Origin of the sequence: Pseudomonas gingeri, from assembly GCF_013385635.1 — a bacterium.
In the GTDB taxonomy this organism is placed as follows: Bacteria; Pseudomonadota; Gammaproteobacteria; order Pseudomonadales; family Pseudomonadaceae; genus Aquipseudomonas; species Aquipseudomonas gingeri_A.
In genome coordinates, this window is record NZ_JACAPR010000010.1 from 530,063 (window position 1) to 548,100 (window position 18,038).

Here is an 18,038-nt window from a genome sequence, read left to right on the forward strand (position 1 = left end):
CTTAAATGGGAGGTTCACCAAAGGAGCAGGAACAAATATAAACAGCCGGCTGCCTTGGCACAGTGAAAGAAGTTTTATCTGAGCGGGCCTGAAAGCCACGTCTCACAAGGGCTCAGAGCGGTTTTTCAATGCGCTCGTAACGCGCTTTCAACTGCATCAGGCGCTTCTCGTATTCACGCGTGAGGCAGTCGTTGTCGCTGCCGCAGGCGTTGCGATCCTTGAGCCAGGCAACCTGCTCATCCTGCATGGTACCCCGGTTTCCCATGGCGAACAGGCCGCGCAGCAAGCGGTAGGTGGTGGCCATTTCGACGTCGAGGTCGTTCAGTTGGCGGTCGGTGCAAATGGCCATTTCCGCGGGTTGCTTGGCCTTGCCGCAATCGAAGCTGGCGGCCTGGGCGGTGCCCAGGAACAGGGGCAGCGCAGCCAGTACCCATAAAGATTTTTTCATGCTCGTCTTCAGCGCTCGGTTTTGCCTTGATTCCAGTCAGACCGGCCTGGGCGCAATTGGTTTTACCGCCGCTCTCTGTTGATGATCGTTCCCACGCGGAGCGTGGGAACGATCAGATACCTGTGGGAGCCGGCTTGCCGGCGATAGCGTCCGCAAGATCGATGCAAGATTCACTGCCCTCATCGCCGGCAAGCCGGCTCCCACGGTGCTGCGTCAGTCACATATTTTGCGTTCATGATCGTTCCCACGCTCCAGCGTGGGAATGCAGCCGGTGATGCTCTGCGTCACAGAAGCGGACGCGGAGCGTCCCTAGCGGCGTTGCCACGCGGAGCGTGGGAACGATCAGATACCTGTGGGAGCCGGCTTGCCGGCGATAGCGTCCGCAAGATCGATGCAAGATTCACTGCCCTCATCGCCGGCAAGCCGGCTCCCACGGTGCTGCGTCAGTCACATATTTTGCGTTCATGATCGTTCCCACGTTCCAGCGTGGGAATGCAGCCGGTGACGCTCTGCGTCACAGAAGCGGACGCGGAGCGTCCATAGAGGCATTCCCACGCAGAGCGTGGGAACGATCAGCCAGGGCGGTTTCAGTTGCGCAGTAGTCGTGCTTGCAGGTGCTGGCGCACCTCAGGCCATTCATCGTCGATGATACTGAAGCGTACCGAGTTGCGTTTGCGTCCGTCGGGCATGATCCGTTCGTTGCGCACAATCCCTTCCTGCCTGGCGCCCAGGCGCAGGATCGCCGCCCGTGAACGGGCGTTGATCTCATCGGTGGTGAACTGTACGCGCACGCACTCCAGGTCCTCGAAGGCATGGCGCAGCATCAGGTACTTGGTTTCGGTATTGACGAAGCTTTTCTGCCAGCCGGCCGAGATCCAGGTGCTGCCGATTTCCAGCTTGCGATAGGTGCGATCGATCTTCCAGAAACGGGTCGAGCCGATGACGTCGCCAGAGGCCTTGAGCACGATGACAAACGGCATCACCGTGCCGGCTTCGCGGCCGTTGAGGGCGGCGCGGATGTACTGTTCGACGGTGGCGTGCGAAGGCACCACGGTGAAGGGTAAATTCCACAGCTCGCCGTCCTGGGCGGCCCGGACCAGGGCATCGGCATCATCGAACTGGAGCGGGCGCAGCAGCAGGCGCTGCCCTTCGAGGGCGCGGGTAAGCAGGAGATTTTTCAAGGCGTGGGCTCGCGGGGGGCGGTTCTCCCTCGTATTACAGTGAGCGTGGCGCGGCTTGGCAAGGACCACTTGTGTTGAAAATGCAGGTGCCAATGTCGGCGGCACCTGCGTGCTAAACGAATGCGATGTCGAAGTGGGGTGAGCCAGGTCAGTCGCCCCATTCTTGCTGGATAAAGGCGAGAATTTCCTTGCTCCTTTTTTCGATAGCTTTTTTGTCCCACTTTGGCTGGTTGGTCAATTGTGAGCCGACCAGTGCAGTGCCCTTCAGGCCGCAACTCAAATAGGTCGCTGCTTTTTCCTGAGGGGGAATGTCCTTCAAGGAGGAGTTAACGTTTGGAGGAAGCATGCAGAGGTTGCCCAGATGGTGGGTATGAGATGATCCACTGCTTTGAGGTAATATATGTTCGATAGAGTTTGAAGGGTCTTGTGTCCAGATTTTGTTCCACTGCCCTGTATTGAGTCGTTCGCCCGCTTCCTTGGATAGATGCTCGTCGTAGCGGAAGAGTACATACCTTAGCTGCTCGGTCCAACCGTTATAGCAGTTTGTGTGGTCGAAATTTTTCAACGCACTTTTGATGCTGTAATCTGAGGATAGATATTGCAAGTTATGATTGATATCTTCAGCTGAGAGCTTTTCGTTGATAATGTCGTAGCCTAGGCGTACATATTCTCCGACCTTGTGGCGAGTGTCTGCGCCGCCAAGCTCAAAAATCCGGAATGTCGATTTTTCCCAGCTATTGAGAAGCAGTTGTGTAGTCTTTTTGTCAAATGCTCTCAGAATGATGGAGACTGCAACAAATCGAGCGTGGGAGATTCGAGTTACCGCCTTTATTCTTACGTTCTGATGGAGGTGCTGGACAGCTTGAACCACATTCTCCAAATGCTTACCAACGGCCATTATGTTCTTCAGGTCCGTACCGGCCGCTTGGGTCAATTGGTTCGTTGCATCTTCTTCACTGACGATTCGATTGGGTTGTATGTCCATGAGAAGTGTACCGGCGAACCTGAGTGCCTCATCGCCCAAATTTGCACCTTGGCCGAGTACGCGGTAAATGGTTTGCCACTTTACCTGCATCTCATGTGCGGCATCTTTTCTTGTTCCGTCTTCAACATGTTCAAAAATCAACGCCATTAATTGGCTTTTCAGCTTGTCGATCCATTTTACATCAAGTCCTCTGCTGTTGAGAACTTCAAAAACTCGATAGACCGTCGCTTCATCTGCAATTTCATGATAAATGAGGGAGAGCTTGTTTTTTAATGTGCTGATGAGGTCGGGCAGGCCATGCTTGCTTTCCCAGGATTTAACAAAACTCTCGCACTCGTCGGCTGCAGATATCAGATTGTTGTCAAATATGGTTTTTGAGTTTTTTCGATCTGTTTCTCCCGTTCTGATGTAGTTCGAGAATATATTGCTGCTGTCATGGTTGGTCTGCAAAAGAACAAGTGAGTGTTCATCCGACTTTATCAAAAGCTCGTTTATTTCGCGCTTTGCTTTCGAGTCAATTTTGCTGTCGACCTTGAGGTTCTTTTCTATCGCTTTTAGCAGAATTATTATGGTTGTAATGCGTTGTTGACCATCTACAAGTTCGACGTCGCGGAACTCATCCGTTCCAATGGTACGGGTTTCCCGCGCCAGTGCCACTACGGTCGCCATGAAGTGCTCGCGTTGGGACTGAAATGCTTCCTTGATATCGTGAAACAGGTCGGCTCGTTGTTTTTTGGTCCATGAATAGGCTCGTTGATATTCAGGAATTCTAAAAATGCGGCTGTCGAGTAGTGCCGAGACCTTAAGGTGCATGGGATTCAGTTGCATTTATACTTCCCTGTGTTCGAGGAGATGTCGAAAGGCCATTATTTGGGCCTGGCACTTTACCACTGCCGATATTCGGCCTCCACCTCGATAACAGGTGGTGTGTGGCCCTCTTGCTCACAATGGGTCAGGCCTGGCTGATATCCAGCAATTGCGGCTTGGCAATCGCCAGGTAGTCGCGGGTGGCGAGGACCATGGAGGCGTCCAGGCGACCGGCATTGAAGGCGATTTCGTCATAACGGCGGGTCAGGGCCGGGTCGACGATCAGTTGGATCCGCTCATCGAAGACGAACGGCGCAATCGCCCCGATCCGGCAACCGGTGAGTTCCATGGCGGTTTCGGCCTTGACCAGTTCGGCCTTTTTCCCACCGAGGGCGGCACCGAGCTTTTTCATGTCGAGCTTCTGGTCACCCGGCAGGATGGCCAGGGCATAAGGTCCGGCCTGGCCCTTGAGGGTGCAGAGCATGGCCTTGGCGCCCTGGCCCGGTTCGGTGCCGCGGATCTCCGCAACCCGCGCCGACTGGCCTTCGGCATCGTGCATCAGCACGCGGTAGGTGGCGGCATGGGCGTCCAGCAGGCTGACCAGTTGATCGAAGACCGGGTGCATGGGGTATTCCTCAGATTGGCGTGATCAGGTCGTAGGAGAGTTTGCTGATCAGGATGACCAGCAGCACCAGGAACAGCGCGCGGACAAAGGGCACGCCCTTGTGCACCGCCAGCCAGGTGCCGGTCAGGGCGCCGAGGATATTGAACAGCGCCATGGGAATCGCCACCAGGTACAGCACGTTGCCGGTGGGGATGAAGAACACCAGTGCGGCGATGTTGGTCGCGATGTTCACCAGTTTCGCCGAGGCCGAGGCATGCAGGAAGTCGAAGGCGAAACAGCGGATGAACAGGAAGATCAGGAAGCTGCCGGTGCCGGGGCCGAACAGACCGTCATAGAAGCCGATGGCGCCACCGATCAGGACCGCCAGCAGCTTCTCCCGGGTGCCGATACGCATCGGCTTGTGCAGTGCGCCGAAGTCCTTTTTCCAGAAGGTGTAGAGCGCCATCAGGACGATCAGCACCAGCACCGCCGGACGGATCACCGACTGCGGTACCGCCGAGACCGTCGCCGCGCCGCAGAATGCCATGACAAAGGCCGCGCAGGCCGCGGGAACCACCAGGCCCCAGTCGATCACCACCTTGCGTACGAATGAGCGCGCCGCGAAGGTCGTGCCACAAGCCGCGGCGACCTTGTTGGTCCCCAGCAGCGCGGCCGGCGAGGCCGTGGGCAGCACGTTGAACAACGCGGGGATCTGGATCAGTCCGCCACCGCCGACCGCCGCATCGATAAGACCGGCGCAGAAGGCGAAGACGCAAAGAATGACGATATCGACCATGAAATCAGGCTCTGACAATAAAGGGTTGGCTCGGGTCCAGTGGCACCACGCGGGCCGGATCGTCGACCCCGAACACCCGGATCATCCAGCGGTCGCGACCGTCATAGCGCGGGGCGAAACCGTCCCGGGCGTGCAAGGTCTGCTGATTCTTGAAGATCAGCATGTCGCCGGGCTGGAGCAGGATGTGGCGGGTGACATCGGGGTGATTGGCGGCCGCCTCGAACAGTTGCAGGGCAACATCCGCATTGGCGGTGGTAGCGGTGACGCTGGCTTTGTTGTAGCGGCAGTGCAGGCCGCCGGATTCGCTTTTGTACAGTAGCGGGACGCTGTCCAGCACATTGCCCTGCTTGCCGAACGAGTCCGGCCGGCGAATGGCAAAGTTCGGTTGCCGCAGTTCCTGCTCGACAAAGTCGGGCAGGCTGTCCAGTACGTCGTGGATGGCGACGATGCGCGTGGGCACATCCAGCTCGCAACGCAGGCCGGTCAGGCTCAGGTACTCGGGACAGGCCGACAGCCCGGTGACCGGTTCGCAGGTCAGCGGCAGGTGCGGATTGTCGACATGCATGCCCAGGCCCAGGCGCGAGCCGAAGGAACTGGTGGTGGTTTCGTGTTCCTGCTTGGGCGAGACATGCCGGAAGACCGTGGTATCACTTTCGCCCTCGTAACCCACCGGGCGGGTTTCCAGCGTCGCCAGCACCGACAGGATCGCGCCGGCCAGCACCGGCACCTGTTCGATACCGGGTTCGGCGTCGTAGGGCGTGGCCGGCAATCCCGGATCGACCGGCAGGCCACGGACAATCAGAGCTACATCGGCGGACTGCGGGAACGCGTGCAGTACCTGGCGTTTTTCCGCCCCCAGCACACGCTCCAGCAGCCGGGCAAGGGCCGGCATCTGTGCTATACCCGAAGCACTGTCAGTGATCGCGAAATGCGTAAGTGCGTCATTCAACTGCTGATGCTCGGCAAACGAAATGTGAATTTCGGGCAGGGCCGACAACGCCGGTGCCGACGGTTTCGGGGCCAGCCATTGCGGGTTTTCTTCACTGATCCGCGAGGCTGATTTCCTGACTGTTTCATCCAGCTTTGACACGTCCTATGCTCCTGTATGCCTACGTCCCTGTGGGTTAAGCGCGCAGGCTAACGGAAGGGGCGTTTTTGTGTTGCAATGCCACGTTGTGAAAAGTGCAACGGGGTGGGGCATGGCGCTGGATATGTTGGGTGAGCTCGAAGCGTTCGCGACCGTGGCGCGCAAACGCAGTTTTATTGCCGCGGCGCGTACCCTGGGGCGCTCGCCAAGCTCGCTGACCCGTGCCATTCAGGCCCTTGAGGAAAGCGCCGGGGTCAAGCTGTTCAATCGCTCGGCCAATGCGGTGAGCCTGACCGAGGCCGGCGAACGCCTGTTGCCCCATGCCCACAAAATGCTGGATCTGCAACGTGAGGCCGACGAAGACCTGGCCGGCATCAGTGGCCTGGCTACCGGCTGGGTGCGTTTCTCAGCGCCCGAGTTTCTTGGCCATGGGGTAATGCCCAGGCTGATCGCGCAGTACTGCGAACGTTATCCCGAGGTGAATATCGACGTGATCTTCACCGACGAAACCATCGACCCGGCCAAGAGCAAGCTGGACTTCTCGATCCGCGGTGCCTTTCCGCAATCCAGCGACCTGATCGGTTTTCCCCTCTGGAGCTATGCCCGCCATCTTTATGCCAGTCCCGCCTATCTGGAGCGCCGTGGGACGCCAGACTCGATAGAGGCATTGGAAACCCATTCGCTGATCCTGCACACCGCCCCAAGGATTCTTAAAGAGTGGAATTTTCGCAGTGAGCAGCAGGCAATCAGCTTCAGGGTGCATCCGAAGTTTCGCTTCAGTTCCGGCGCGGCGGTGTTTCAGGCAGCGTTGGCGGGCGTGGGGATCGCCCGACTGGCGGACTGGCTGGCGGAGCCCGAAGTGGAACTCGGGCGGCTGGTGCGGGTTTGCCCCGACTACCGGCTGACCTCCAGCCATGGCGAGAACCCGCAAATGCACGCGGTGTACCCCGCCGGCAACCTGCCGTTGCGGGTGAAGATGCTGCTGGACCTGATCCGCGCCTTCGGTGATAACGTCGGCCGGTTGTGATCAGGTCTGTGGTGTTTCGCCGAAACGGCTGCGCACCATTTCGACGAAGCGTGCCGCCGCCGGCCCCAGGCTCTGGCCGCTACGGGTGATCAGGCCGATCTCGCGGCTGACACCGGGGTGTTCCACCGGCAGTCGCTTGAGGCCATGCAGCCCGTCATCCGCCGACTCCGGCAGCAGCGTCATGCCCAGGCCCTGGCGTACCAGGGCCAGTACCGTGGACATGTAGTTGGCTTCCAGCCCCGGCACCAGGGCCAGGCCTTGTTCGTCGAACAGTTGCTCGACCCGTTCGCGCACGCTGCTGTCGCGCCCGGTGAGGATCATCGGCTGGCCGCTCAGGTCCGACAGGCGCACACGCTTTTTCCGCGCCAGCGGATGTTGCTCCGGAACAAACAGGCAGAGCCGGTCGACCATCACCACTTCGAAATCCAGGCCATGATTGAGTCGAGCTCGCACGCCCAGGCCGAAATCCACCTCGTTCTCCCGCACCAGCGCGTCGATGCGTTGGGCGACCACATCGCGCAAGCGCACTTCGACGCCGGGAAAGGCCTCGCGAAACACCCGCAGTACCGGCGGCAGGGCGCCGGAGCAGATCGACGGCAAGGCGGCGATGGTCACCACGCCGCGTTGCAGGCTGGCGAGGTCGCGGGAGCCGCTGACGATATTGTCCAGGTCCAGCAGCAGCTTCTCCATCGGCCCGCGGGCCTGCTGTCCGGCGCTGGTCAGGCTGACCTGGCGCGGGCTGCGCTCGAGCAGGGCGACGCCGAGCCAGTCTTCCAGTTGCTGGACCTGCACGGTCAGTGCCGAGGGCGACAGGTGCAACTCGTCCGCCGCCCGGGTGAAGCTGCCGGTACGGGCCACGGTGAGAAAGGCGCGGATATGCTGGATGGAGTTCTTCATTCTGTTTTTCCGAACATAGGGCGGTGAACATTCCAATTTACAAAGCTTAACCGCGTTCCAATACTCCAGGGAAAACAATAACTGTCCGCTCCCGGTCTTCTGCGGGGTGGCTCACTGGAGTCTTCCCATGCTTGCCACGCTGGGTGTCATCACTATTCTCTGTCTGCTTGCGGCTGTCATGAGCAAGCGCCTCTCGCCCCTGGTTGCCCTGATCGCCCTGCCGATCATCGCCGCGCTGCTCGGCGGCTTCGGCCTGCAGACCAGTGCGTTCATCGTCACCGGTATCAAGAACGTCGCCCCGGTGGTCGGGATGTTCGTCTTTGCCATCCTGTTCTTCGGGGTGATGACCGACGCCGGCATGCTCGACCCGATCATCGACCGCATCCTGCGTACCGTCGGCACACGGCCGACCCGCATCGTCATGGGCACCGCGCTGCTGGCATTGCTGGTGCACCTCGACGGTTCGGGGGCGGTGACCTTCCTGGTGACGGTGCCGGCGATGCTGCCGCTGTACACGCGCCTGGGTATCGATCGACGGATTCTCGCCTGTGTCGCGGCAATGGCGGCCGGGGTCAATTTCCTGCCCTGGACCGGCCCGGTGCTGCGTTCTTCGGCGGCCCTGCACGTGCCGGTGGCGGACCTGTTCCAGCCGTTGATCCCGGTGCAGATCGTCGGCCTGCTGTTTGTCTTCGCCAGTGCCTGGTGGCTGGGGCGTCGTGAAGAGCGTCGTCTCGGACTGGGCGCGGGCGCTGCGGTGGACAGCGTGCCCAGCCGGGTGATCGGTGTGGAGGAAGAGCGCCTGCGCCGGCCGCGGCTGTTCTGGGCCAACCTGCTGCTGACGGTACTGGTGATGGTGGTGATGATCGCCGGCTGGGTCGATCCGGTGGTGATGTTCATGCTCGGCACGGTGGTCGCGCTCTGCCTCAACTATCCCAATGTCGACGCCCAGCGCGCGCGTATCGATGCCCATGCCAAGACCGCGCTGACCATGGCCAGCATTCTCCTGGCGGCCGGGGTGTTCACCGGGATCATGCAGGGCACCGGCATGCTCAAGGCCATGGCCGAAGTGGCGGTGGCGCAGATTCCCGCCGGGCACGGCAAGCTGATTCCGACGGTGGTGGGTTTCCTGTCGATGCCGCTCAGCCTGCTGTTCGATCCGGACTCCTTCTATTTCGGCGTGATGCCGGTGATCGCCGAAGTCGGTAAGGCCCTTGGTGTGGAGCCGTTGCAGGTGGCCCAGGCGTCCCTGCTCGGGGTGCACACCACCGGCTTCCCGGTCAGCCCGCTGACCCCGGCGACCTTCTTGCTGGTGGGGCTGTGCAAGATCGAACTGGCCGATCACCAGCGTTTCACCATTCCGTTCCTGTTCGCCGCCTCGGTGCTGATGACCCTGACGGCGTTGCTTCTGGGCGTCTTCTGACATGAAGGACTTTGTGATGAAAACCTTGCGTATCGGTTCCGGCGCCGGTTACTCCGGCGACCGTATCGAACCGGCCGTGGAACTGGCGGCCAAGGGCGAGTTGGATTACCTGGTATTCGAATGCCTGGCCGAGCGCACCATCGCCCTGGCACAGCAGACACGGCTGAGCGATCCCGCGGCCGGTTACGATCCTCTGCTGCGCGAACGCATGCAGCGGGTCTTGCCCTTTGTCGCCGGCAATGAGCGACGGCTGCGGATCATCACCAATATGGGCGCGGCCAATCCGTTGGCGGCGGCGCGAGAGGTGCGGCGGATTGCCCTTGAACTGGGGCTGACGAAGCTGAAGGTGGCCGCCGTCATCGGCGACGATGTGCTGGCGACCTTGCAGGCCGAGCCTGACCGGCTGCTGGACAACGGCCTGCGGGTCGAGCAGTTGGGCGAGCGGCTGATTTCCGCCAATGCCTATATGGGCGCCGACGGTATCGTCGAGGCCCTGGCGGCGGATGCCGATGTGGTGATTACCGGGCGGGTCGCCGACCCGTCGCTGTTTCTCGCCCCGCAGGTGTTCGAGTTCGGCTGGGCGGTGGATGACTGGCAACGCCTGGGGCGCGGCACCCTGGTCGGTCACTTGCTTGAATGTGCCGGACAGATCACCGGCGGCTATTTTGCCGATCCGGGGGTGAAGGATGTGCCGGGCCTGGCACGCCTGGGCTTTCCCCTGGCCGAGGTCAATGAACAGGGACAGGCGACGATCACCAAGGTCGACGGTAGCGGTGGCCGGGTGGACCGGGCGACGTGCGCCGAGCAACTGATTTACGAAGTGCATGATCCGGCGGCGTACCTGACCCCGGATGTCACTGCGGATTTCTCGCAGGTGAGTTTTCTCGACCTGGGTCCGGACCGGGTCGCGGTACAGGGCGCAACCGGGCAACCGCGGCCGGGGTCGCTGAAGGTTTCGGTCGGTTATCTGGATGGCTGGATCGGTGAAGGGCAGATGTCCTACGGCGGTCCCGGGGCGTTGGCTCGGGCGCGCTTGGCGCGGGAGATCGTGCTGGAGCGCTTGCAGATCATCGGCGTCGAGATGGATGAGGTGCGGGCGGAATTAATGGGCGTCGATTCGCTGCATGGCGAGCGCCTGGGCAGCCGGGTCGAAAGCGAGCCCTGGGAGGTTCGCCTGCGGGTGGCTGCCCGTTGCGTCCGACGGGCCGATGCCGTGCGTATCGGCAATGAGGTGGAAACCCTCTACACCAACGGCCCCTCGGGCGGCGGCGGTGCCAGCAAGAGTGTCCGTCAGGTGGTGGCGGTGGCATCGCTGCTGTTGCCGCGGGAAAACCTTGGCGCCCGGATTCATCTGGAGGATCTGCAATGAGTACGGTGACACTGCGGGCCCTGGCCCATTCACGGACCGGCGACAAAGGCGATACCTCGAATATCTCGGTGATCGCCTATCGCGCCGAAGACTATCCGCGCTTGCGCCAATGGTTGACGGCGGAGCGGGTCGCGGTCTGGTTCGCCGAATTGCGCGACCCGGCCGCCGGGCCGGTGCGACGTTATGAACTGCCGGGCGTGCAGGCGTTGAACTTTGTCCTGCCGGGCATCCTCCGTGGCGGCGTGACCCGCTCCCTGGCGCTGGATGCCCACGGCAAGAGCCTGGGGTCGGCGCTGCTCGATATGCCGCTGGGCGACTAGTCCTGCTTACTTCGGCGCAAGAATCCGCTCGGCGATCATCTCGCCGATGGGCATGGCCGAGGTGGCGGCCGGTGACGGCGCGTTGCAGACATGGACCATGCGCGCCGTTTCGGCGAACAGGAAGTCATGCACCAGACTGCCATCGCGCATCACCGCCTGGGCGCGGATACCGGCCTCGTAAGGCTGCAGGTCCTCGACGGTCAGCGACGGACAGTATTTGCGGCACTGTTCCAGATAGCCGCGCTTGAACAGCGAGTTCTTCATTTCCACGCTGCCGGAACCGAGGTTCTGCCAGATGGTTTTCCAGAAGCCGGGGAAGCTGGCGTATTGCGCGACATCGCGCCAGTTCACCGAGAACTTGCGGTAGTTCTCCCGGCCCAGCCCCAGCACTGCATTCGGGCCGACCGTCACGCTGCCGTCGATCATGCGGGTCAGGTGCACCCCGAGAAACGGCAGTTCGGGGTCGGGAATCGGGTAGATCAGGTGGTTGACGATATCGTTTTTCGAGGCGGGCAGCCGAAAGTATTCGCCACGGAACGGGATGATCTGATGCTCGATGGGGATCCCGGCCAGGGTCGCCAGGCGGTCGGACTGCAGGCCGGCACAGGCCACCAGTTTGCGCGCCTGCCAGACGTCATCCTCGGTACTGACGGTAACGCTATCGGTATTTTCCTTTATCGCGGTGACGGTTTTTTCCATGCGGATTTCCCCGCCGTTGACGGTGATCACCCGCGCCATCGCCTCGCAGACCTGTCGGTAGTCGACGATCCCCGTGGCATCGAGGAACAAGCCGCCGAGGCCGACGATATTCGGTTCGCGGCGGCGCAGTTCATCGGCGTCGAGACGTTCGACCTTCAGGCCGTTGAGTTGCGAGCGTTCGTACAGGGCGTCCATGCGCTGCACTTCCAGGGGTGTGGAGGCCACCAGCACTTTGCCGCAGACCTCGAAGCGGATGCCGTGTTCCCGGCAGAAATCCTGGGTGGCCTGGGCGCCGCGTTTGCACAGGTCGGCCTTGAGACTGCCGGGGGCATAGTAGATACCGGCGTGGATGACCCCGCTGTTGTGCCCGGTCTGGTGGCGGGCGAGGGTGGCTTCCTTTTCCAGGATCACCAGCGAGGCGCCGGGCTGGCGCTTGAGCAGTTCCATGGCCGTGGCCAGGCCGACGATGCCGCCGCCGATGATGCAAAAGTCGTAGATCATGGTTGGGTCACCCTTTCAGTGCAGGTCTTGTTATCAGGTTGTCAGACTAAGTCGATTGTAAAAAAGCTGCATAATGATCGTTCCCGCGCGTAGCAAAGGAATGCCTTTCTGGACGCTCTGCGTCCGCTTCTATGACGCGGAGCGTCATGGGCTGCATTCCCACGCTGGAGCGTGGGAACGATCAATTCCTTTACTCCGCGTGGGAACGATCGACGATCAAACGCGGTGTCATCTGTAGGAGCCGGCTTGCCGGCGATGAGGCCCTTGAGCCCTGCGGCGATGATTCGGCCGCCATCGCCGGCAAGCCGGCTCCTACCGTTCAATTCATGTTCGGCAATTCCAGTTGCAGGCGCTTGGCCGCTGCTCGCAGGTGAGCTTCGGCACAGGCCGCCGCGGATTGGCGGTCGCCGTCGACGATGGCCTGGAACAGCGCCTGGTGTTCACGGCCGGCGTCGGCCGAGCCGCCCACCGAGCGCGTCGCCGAGTTTTCCCAGGCGGTGCGCCGGGATTCGGCCAGTTGCCCGCGGAGAAAATCGTGGAAGGCGACGAAGTAGTCGTTCTTGCTGGCTTCGGCGATGGCCCGGTGAAAGGCCACATCGGCACTGGCGGCCGCAGCGAAGTCGGTGCGTTTGTCGTGCATGTCCTGCAAGGCGTCGCGCATGCGTTGCAGGTCGGCGGCATCACGGCGCTGGGCGGCGATGGCGGCGGCCTGGGTCTCGATCCACAGGCGCATTTCGAACATCTGCGCCAGATCGGTGTTGCGCCCTGGGCTTTTCGGGAAACGGAACACCGTGCCGGCAGGGGTCTGCGAGATATACGAGCCGAGACCGCGACGGGCAACGAGGATGCCGTCGGCCTTGAGCTGGGCAATCGCCTCGCGCACCACGGAACGGCTGACATTCAGCTGTTCGGCCAGTTGCTGTTCGGTGGGCAGGCGCGATTCGGCCGCCAGGCGACCGGATTCGATTTCGGTGCGGAGGGCGCTGACGACCCGTTCAACCAGGGAGTCGGGGCGCTGGAGTTCAAGCATGGAGGATTCGGCTCGCAAGTCAGGTTGTCAGACAATGACCGAGACGGTTTTGCCTGTCAACACCCGAGCCCCTACAGGTAATGCTGTTCAGTCAAGGAAACAGGACATCGAAAACGCCGCATAACCTGTAGGAGCCGGCTTGCCGGCGATGGCGACCTTGAGGCTTGCATCGATCTTCAAGGCCTCATCGCCGGCAAGCCAGCTCCCACAGGAATCGCGATCATTCCCCTTTGGCGCCGACCTCAGAGCAATCCCAACCGCCCAGCCGCCCGTTCGGTGATCAGGCCACGCTGGCGGCGCGATTCCACCACCCGCTGCCGGGCCTGGTCGAGAATCGCCGAGGGCGCGGTTTCCGGGCTGCCGGAATCGAACGGTGGCGCCGGTGCGTATTCCAGTTGCAACTGGATCACTTGGGCCTCCTCGGCGCCCACCAGCTCGCTGACCAGGGTCAGGGCGAAGTCGATCCCGGCGGTGATGCCGCCGCCGGTCAGCAGGTTGCCGTCACGCACCACGCGATCCTTCACGGCAATCGCGCCGAGGGTCGTCAGCATGTCGTGATAGGCCCAGTGGGTGGTGGCCCTGCGTCCGCGCAGCAGGCCGGCGGCGCCGAGCACCAACGAACCGGTGCAGACCGACGTGACATAGCGCGCCTGCTCGGCCTGCCCGGTGATGAACGCCAGGGTCTCGGGGTCTTCCATCAACGGTCCGACACCGGCACCGCCGGGAATGCAGATCACGTCCAGCGCCGGGCAGTCGGCAAAGGTGGTGGTCGGGGCCAGGACCAGGCCGGTGCTGGATTTCACCGGTTCGAGGTCTTTCCAGATCAGGTGCAGCTTGGCGCCGGGCACCGAGGCGAGGACGTCGTAAGGGCCGGTCAGGTCCAGTTGTTGCACGTTGGGAAATAGCAGAAAGCCGATGTGCAGCGTCATGTCGAAAGCTCCTCGTGAATGGGGCGGCAGGTCTGGCGTGTGTAGACGGCTTCACTTTAGTCCCGTAGGATTTGGCGAATACGCCATACAGCCCACTTTTTACGCCAATCGCCATGAACACACCCCGCATCATCCAGGTACTGGCTTTCCCCAATGTGCAGGTGCTCGATGTCACCGGGCCGTTGCAGGTATTTGCCTCGGCCAACGATCTGGCCCGTTCCCAGGGCTTGCCGTTGCCCTATGCACCGCGGGTGATTGCCGCCGAGGCCGGGCCGGTGATGAGTTCGGCGGGCCTGGCGCTGGTGGCCGAGCCGCTGCCGGCGGCAACCACGCCCTGCGACAGTTTGATCATCGCCGGCGGCTGGGGGACTTACGCCGCTGCCGAAGACCCGGCGCTGGTGGAATGGGTGCGCCAGCAAGCCGCCTGCGCGCGACGGGTCGCCTCGGTGTGCACCGGGGCGTTCCTGCTGGCGGCCAGCGGCTGGCTGGATGGACGGCGAGTCGCCACGCATTGGACCCGCTGTGAGCAACTGGCCGAGCAATACCCGAAGTTGCAGGTCGAGCCCAACCCGATCTTTATCAATGACGGACCGGTCTGGACGTCCGCCGGGGTCACCGCCGGTATCGATTTGTCCCTGGCACTGGTGGAGCAGGACCTGGGGCGGCCGATGGCGCTGGAAGTCGCCCGGCACCTGGTGGTGTTTCTCAAGCGTCCGGGGGGGCAGTCGCAGTTCAGCGCGACCTTGTCCCTGCAGAAGTCCGGTAGTCGGTTTGGCGACCTGCATGCATGGATCGCCGAACACCTGGCGATGGACCTGTCGATCCCGATCCTGGCGCAGCAGGTGGGCATGAGCGAGCGCAGTTTTGTCCGTCATTACCGCACGGAGACCGGCCAGACGCCGGCCCGTGCCATCGAGAATCTCCGTGTGGAAAGCGCTCGTCGCCTGCTCAGCGACACCGCCACGCCGATCAAGCGGATAGCCGCCCGCTGCGGCTTTGGCAGCGAGGAGACCTTGCGTCGCAGTTTCCTGCGGGCCCTGGGTGTGACACCCCAGGCCTATCGCGAGCGCTTCAGTGGCAGCGGGCTAACGAGAGCGGACGCCTGAACGATCGTTCCCGCGCTCCTGCGTGGGAATGCTTCCCGGGGCGCTCCGCGTCCGCGTTTGCGGCAAGAGTCACACCTTGATGCGCTGCCCCTGCAACACTTCCTGTTCGCGCCCGGCACTGTTGACGTTGACGGTGCGGGCGAAGCTCAGCCGATCGCCGTCGAACACACACAGCACCCGGTCGCGAAACGCGGTCTGCGGGTAGATCCAGGTCATTTCCAGGGTCTTGCCATCCAGCCAGCGGGCACCGGCGACGATCTGCGCGCTCTTGAATTCGTAACCGTGGTGCAGGGCCCGTCCCGGCATATCGGTGACGCCGCGCAGCCACTGCCCGATGCCTACCTCCAGGGCATGGCTGGCATGGGTATCGGTTAGCTGGAACCGCAGCAGATTATCTTCAAAGGCAAAGGACAGCTGGCGGACGCCGAGGTTGTTGGCCTGCACCTCGAAGACCCCCGAAGGGGCCGCTGACGGCGCGCCGCTGGAAACCAGTGCAGGGGTTTCGCCCATGCGCGCCAGGCGCTGTTGCAGTCGTGCATCCGCCTCCGGACGCGGTTGCGTGTCGTTGCCGAAGGCAGCCGGGAAGTGGCGTTCGATAAAGGGAATCACCTCGGCGGAATTCTTCATGCCGCCGACGATGGCGAGGGTGGCGCCGTATTCGGGAAACACCATGGCCATCTGCACGAACACGCCGACGGCGGTATAGGCGTGGTGTGGCTTGATCGCCCAGTGGTAACCGTAGCGGCTGTCCGGGCCACCTTGTGGGCGGGTGGCGGCCTCGACCCAGTCCTCCGGCAGGATCCGCCGGCCTTCCCACATCCCGCCCTGGGCATGCAGGATCGCCAGCTTGAGCATCGCCCAGACCGGCGCGGTCAGGCCGTTGCCGCCGGGATTGACGCCATCGGGACCGATGGCCCAGCGCTCGTTATCGATGCCCAGCGGGACGAACAGGCGGGGCTTGAGGTATTCGTGCAGGGTCTGTCCGGTCACCCGGTTGATCAGGGCCGAGAGCATGTAGCTGGCGGCACTGGTATAGACGTAATGGCTGCCGGGGGCATAGGCCAGGGGGATCTTGAAGTACTCGGTGATCCAGCTGGTGTCGATGGCGCGCCATACCGACCCCGAGGTGTTCGAGGCATGGCCGGTACGCATGGTCAGCAGGTGCTCGACGGTCAGGTCCGCCAGCCGCGGGTCGGCATCGGCCGGCAGGTGCTCGGGAAAGAATGCCGCCACCCGGTCATCCAGCTTCAGCAGGCCTTCTTCCACGGCCAGGCCGATGGCGCAGGCGGTGAAGCTCTTGGCCACCGAATGCAGGACGCGGGGTTCGTTCGGGTCGCAGGGCCAGCTCCAGCCTTCGGCGACCACATGGCCGTGGCGGTGCAGCATCAGGCCATGCAGGTCGAGGCCGGCAGCCTGGACTTCGTCGAGGAAGGCGCGCACATGGTCGGCATCGATGCCGACACTGCCGGGGGTGGCGCGGGGCAGGCCATCGTGGGAGGTGCGGGGCAGGGTGGGTGTTGCGCAATCGCTAGGCATGGACAGGCTCGGCGTCTTCGGGGGAGGAGTGGATCAGCGGGTACGGTGCACCAGCCGTGAATAGGAAATCAGCATGCTGGTCAGCTCCTGGCTGACGCTGGTCAGCGGCGAGGCGCGACGGCTGATCAGGCAGACATCGCGCGACGCCAGGGGCTCTTCGATGGCGATGGTGGTCAGGGCGCTGGAAAACAGTTTCATCCCCGGCAGCATGCGCGGCTCGATGGTCAGGTAGTCGGTTTCCGAGACGATGTGCAGGGTTTCCAGCAGAGAGTCGGTGGTGATGGCGATCTTCGGCGGCGCCAGGCCCTGGGCGCGAAACAGTTCGGTCAGGCGGTTTTCCGCGCCGCCCACCACGCCTGCCGGGCGCACGCTGATCCACTGGCAGTCGGTGAGGGCCTGTACCGAGCGGGCCTGGGCCTGGGGGTGACCCTTGCGCGCGATGATGCCGGCGTTGGAGCTGTAGAGGCGGTCGATGGACAGGTCGATATCGCTGACATTCGGGGCCAGCGGGCAGAGCACGAAATCCAGGCGGCCGTCGCGGACCTTTTCGATCAGGCCCTTGGTCGAACCGCTCGCCACGTGCACCTGCATGCGCGGGAAGCGCTGGGTGAAGCTGCTCAGCACCGGCAGGAGCAGTTCGGCCAGGGGCTCGGAGGTCACGCCCAGGGCGATATGGCCTTCGGGTTCGCCTTTCCAGGGTTGCAGGTCGAGCAGGGCACGTTCGCAATCGAGGGTGATGGAGCGGGCGCGGATCAGGAACACCTCACCGGCCGGAGTCAGGTTGATGCCCTGGTTCGAGCGCTGCAGCAAGACCACGCCGAGTTCTTTTTCCAGGGTCTGGATCGATTGCGTCAGGGTACTTTGGGCGACATCCAGTTGACGTGCGGCAGAACGGAAACTGCCCTTTTCAACCACGGAACAGAACGCGCGAAGATGGGTGAGAGTCATGACGGTCGGCCTCGTTTCGTTCGTTATTGATCAAGCTGTTCCAGTTGTTGTGTGCACGACGTTAATTATCGAATGAGAATTGTTTGTAGGGCGAAAACCGGGTCGTCCAATAATGCACCGGCCGCAGCTTATCGGATGCCAATTGGCCTTGAAAGATCGGTATTGACGATCAGGTTCAGTATTTCTGATCACTGAAATCGCAATTTTTTCCGCTCCAGGGCCCGATTTCTCGGTAGGGTTGAGCCATGACCACAACGGACCAGGGGTTGATCGCCTGGACCGATCCCGATCACTCCGAGCGTTCTTCTCAAGTTCCTCGGGTTGCTTCTAAGATCGGTTCCGGAACAT

16 protein-coding genes and 1 pseudogene are annotated in these 18,038 nt (G+C 62.2%); 5 read left to right on the forward strand and 12 right to left on the reverse strand.

Features of this window, described 5'->3' with window-relative positions; all coding sequences use genetic code 11:
• Positions 1-112 precede the first annotated feature (112 nt).
• The 6 genes from HX851_RS12810 to HX851_RS12835 all read right to left on the reverse strand — a co-directional run bounded on the left by HX851_RS12810 (position 113) and on the right by HX851_RS12835 (position 5,911).
• Entirely contained in the window at positions 113-448 is a 336-nt protein-coding gene (locus HX851_RS12810; RefSeq protein ID WP_177065589.1) for a lysozyme inhibitor LprI family protein, read from the reverse strand.
• 587 nt (positions 449-1,035) lie between these two features.
• On the reverse strand, positions 1,036-1,629 hold the full coding sequence (locus HX851_RS12815; RefSeq protein WP_256262453.1) for a GNAT family N-acetyltransferase: 594 nt from the start codon (positions 1,627-1,629) through the stop codon (positions 1,036-1,038).
• A 148-nt stretch (positions 1,630-1,777) separates the two neighbouring features.
• Positions 1,778-3,442, reverse strand: coding sequence for a DUF262 domain-containing protein (locus HX851_RS12820; protein ID WP_177065591.1), 1,665 nt, complete (start codon positions 3,440-3,442; stop codon positions 1,778-1,780).
• Positions 3,443-3,566: 124 nt separating this feature from the next.
• The gene (locus tag HX851_RS12825) at positions 3,567-4,046 is read right to left on the reverse strand and encodes a YbaK/prolyl-tRNA synthetase associated domain-containing protein (protein WP_177058914.1); all 480 of its coding nucleotides are present in this window, start codon (positions 4,044-4,046) and stop codon (positions 3,567-3,569) included.
• A gap of 10 nt (positions 4,047-4,056) precedes the next feature.
• Entirely contained in the window at positions 4,057-4,821 is a 765-nt protein-coding gene (locus HX851_RS12830) for a sulfite exporter TauE/SafE family protein (RefSeq protein WP_177058913.1), read from the reverse strand.
• A 4-nt stretch (positions 4,822-4,825) separates the two neighbouring features.
• A complete protein-coding gene (locus HX851_RS12835) occupies positions 4,826-5,911 on the reverse strand; it encodes a TauD/TfdA family dioxygenase (RefSeq protein ID WP_177058911.1) in 1,086 nt (361 codons plus the stop codon).
• Between the two features lie 109 nt (positions 5,912-6,020).
• Between HX851_RS12835 and HX851_RS12840 the strand changes: the two genes are divergently transcribed.
• Positions 6,021-6,935: a LysR family transcriptional regulator gene (locus HX851_RS12840; RefSeq protein ID WP_177058909.1), complete on the forward strand. Its 915-nt coding sequence runs from the start codon at positions 6,021-6,023 to the stop codon at positions 6,933-6,935.
• On the opposite strand, the gene HX851_RS12845 is transcribed toward HX851_RS12840, so the two are convergent.
• A complete protein-coding gene (locus HX851_RS12845; protein ID WP_177058907.1) occupies positions 6,936-7,832 on the reverse strand; it encodes a LysR family transcriptional regulator in 897 nt (298 codons plus the stop codon). It abuts the gene before it with no gap.
• Between the two features lie 94 nt (positions 7,833-7,926).
• Here HX851_RS12845 and HX851_RS12850 point away from each other — a divergent pair.
• The 3 genes and pseudogenes from HX851_RS12850 to HX851_RS12860 form a co-directional block, all read left to right on the forward strand.
• Positions 7,927-9,252 (forward strand): annotated as a pseudogene (locus HX851_RS12850) (CitMHS family transporter); the annotation flags it as partial.
• 16 nt (positions 9,253-9,268) lie between these two features.
• Positions 9,269-10,621 carry an acyclic terpene utilization AtuA family protein gene (locus HX851_RS12855; protein ID WP_177065593.1) on the forward strand — a complete coding sequence of 451 codons (1,353 nt, stop codon included), beginning with the start codon at positions 9,269-9,271 and terminating at the stop codon, positions 10,619-10,621.
• A complete protein-coding gene (locus tag HX851_RS12860) occupies positions 10,618-10,941 on the forward strand; it encodes an AtuA-related protein (protein ID WP_177058901.1) in 324 nt (107 codons plus the stop codon). The genes HX851_RS12855 and HX851_RS12860 overlap by 4 nt, the downstream gene beginning before the upstream one ends.
• Before the next feature lie 6 nt (positions 10,942-10,947).
• Here the strand turns inward: HX851_RS12860 and lhgD are convergent, their stop codons facing one another.
• From lhgD to inhA, 3 genes are all read right to left on the reverse strand, one after another.
• Positions 10,948-12,141 carry an L-2-hydroxyglutarate dehydrogenase gene (gene lhgD, locus HX851_RS12865; RefSeq protein ID WP_177065595.1) on the reverse strand — a complete coding sequence of 398 codons (1,194 nt, stop codon included), beginning with the start codon at positions 12,139-12,141 and terminating at the stop codon, positions 10,948-10,950.
• A gap of 319 nt (positions 12,142-12,460) precedes the next feature.
• Positions 12,461-13,171, reverse strand: a complete 711-nt coding sequence (locus HX851_RS12870; protein WP_177065597.1) for a FadR/GntR family transcriptional regulator — start codon at positions 13,169-13,171, stop codon at positions 12,461-12,463.
• A gap of 242 nt (positions 13,172-13,413) precedes the next feature.
• Positions 13,414-14,100, reverse strand: coding sequence for an isonitrile hydratase (inhA, locus tag HX851_RS12875; RefSeq protein ID WP_177058895.1), 687 nt, complete (start codon positions 14,098-14,100; stop codon positions 13,414-13,416).
• Between the two features lie 113 nt (positions 14,101-14,213).
• Between inhA and HX851_RS12880 the strand changes: the two genes are divergently transcribed.
• Positions 14,214-15,206 carry a GlxA family transcriptional regulator gene (locus HX851_RS12880; protein WP_177065598.1) on the forward strand — a complete coding sequence of 331 codons (993 nt, stop codon included), beginning with the start codon at positions 14,214-14,216 and terminating at the stop codon, positions 15,204-15,206.
• Positions 15,207-15,275: 69 nt separating this feature from the next.
• Here the strand turns inward: HX851_RS12880 and HX851_RS12885 are convergent, their stop codons facing one another.
• On the reverse strand, positions 15,276-16,742 hold the full coding sequence (locus tag HX851_RS12885) for a serine hydrolase domain-containing protein (protein WP_256262768.1): 1,467 nt from the start codon (positions 16,740-16,742) through the stop codon (positions 15,276-15,278).
• A 33-nt stretch (positions 16,743-16,775) separates the two neighbouring features.
• The gene (locus tag HX851_RS12890; protein ID WP_017124714.1) at positions 16,776-17,690 is read right to left on the reverse strand and encodes a LysR substrate-binding domain-containing protein; all 915 of its coding nucleotides are present in this window, start codon (positions 17,688-17,690) and stop codon (positions 16,776-16,778) included.
• Positions 17,691-18,038 lie beyond the last annotated feature (348 nt).

Bases quoted from the DNA above. Each gene is read 5' to 3' on its own strand.
- HX851_RS12860 (WP_177058901.1), top strand. From the start codon at position 10,618: ATGAGTACGGTGACACTGCGGGCCCTGGCCCATTCACGGACCGGCGAC.
- lhgD (WP_177065595.1), bottom strand. From the start codon at position 12,141: ATGATCTACGACTTTTGCATCATCGGCGGCGGCATCGTCGGCCTGGCC.
- HX851_RS12825 (WP_177058914.1), bottom strand. From the start codon at position 4,046: ATGCACCCGGTCTTCGATCAACTGGTCAGCCTGCTGGACGCCCATGCC.
- HX851_RS12820 (WP_177065591.1), bottom strand. From the start codon at position 3,442: ATGCAACTGAATCCCATGCACCTTAAGGTCTCGGCACTACTCGACAGC.
- inhA (WP_177058895.1), bottom strand. From the start codon at position 14,100: ATGACGCTGCACATCGGCTTTCTGCTATTTCCCAACGTGCAACAACTG.
- HX851_RS12840 (WP_177058909.1), top strand. From the start codon at position 6,021: ATGGCGCTGGATATGTTGGGTGAGCTCGAAGCGTTCGCGACCGTGGCG.
- HX851_RS12890 (WP_017124714.1), bottom strand. From the start codon at position 17,690: ATGACTCTCACCCATCTTCGCGCGTTCTGTTCCGTGGTTGAAAAGGGC.
- HX851_RS12870 (WP_177065597.1), bottom strand. From the start codon at position 13,171: ATGCTTGAACTCCAGCGCCCCGACTCCCTGGTTGAACGGGTCGTCAGC.
- HX851_RS12845 (WP_177058907.1), bottom strand. From the start codon at position 7,832: ATGAAGAACTCCATCCAGCATATCCGCGCCTTTCTCACCGTGGCCCGT.
- HX851_RS12830 (WP_177058913.1), bottom strand. From the start codon at position 4,821: ATGGTCGATATCGTCATTCTTTGCGTCTTCGCCTTCTGCGCCGGTCTT.
- HX851_RS12810 (WP_177065589.1), bottom strand. From the start codon at position 448: ATGAAAAAATCTTTATGGGTACTGGCTGCGCTGCCCCTGTTCCTGGGC.
- HX851_RS12880 (WP_177065598.1), top strand. From the start codon at position 14,214: ATGAACACACCCCGCATCATCCAGGTACTGGCTTTCCCCAATGTGCAG.
- HX851_RS12855 (WP_177065593.1), top strand. From the start codon at position 9,269: ATGAAAACCTTGCGTATCGGTTCCGGCGCCGGTTACTCCGGCGACCGT.
- HX851_RS12885 (WP_256262768.1), bottom strand. From the start codon at position 16,742: ATGCCTAGCGATTGCGCAACACCCACCCTGCCCCGCACCTCCCACGAT.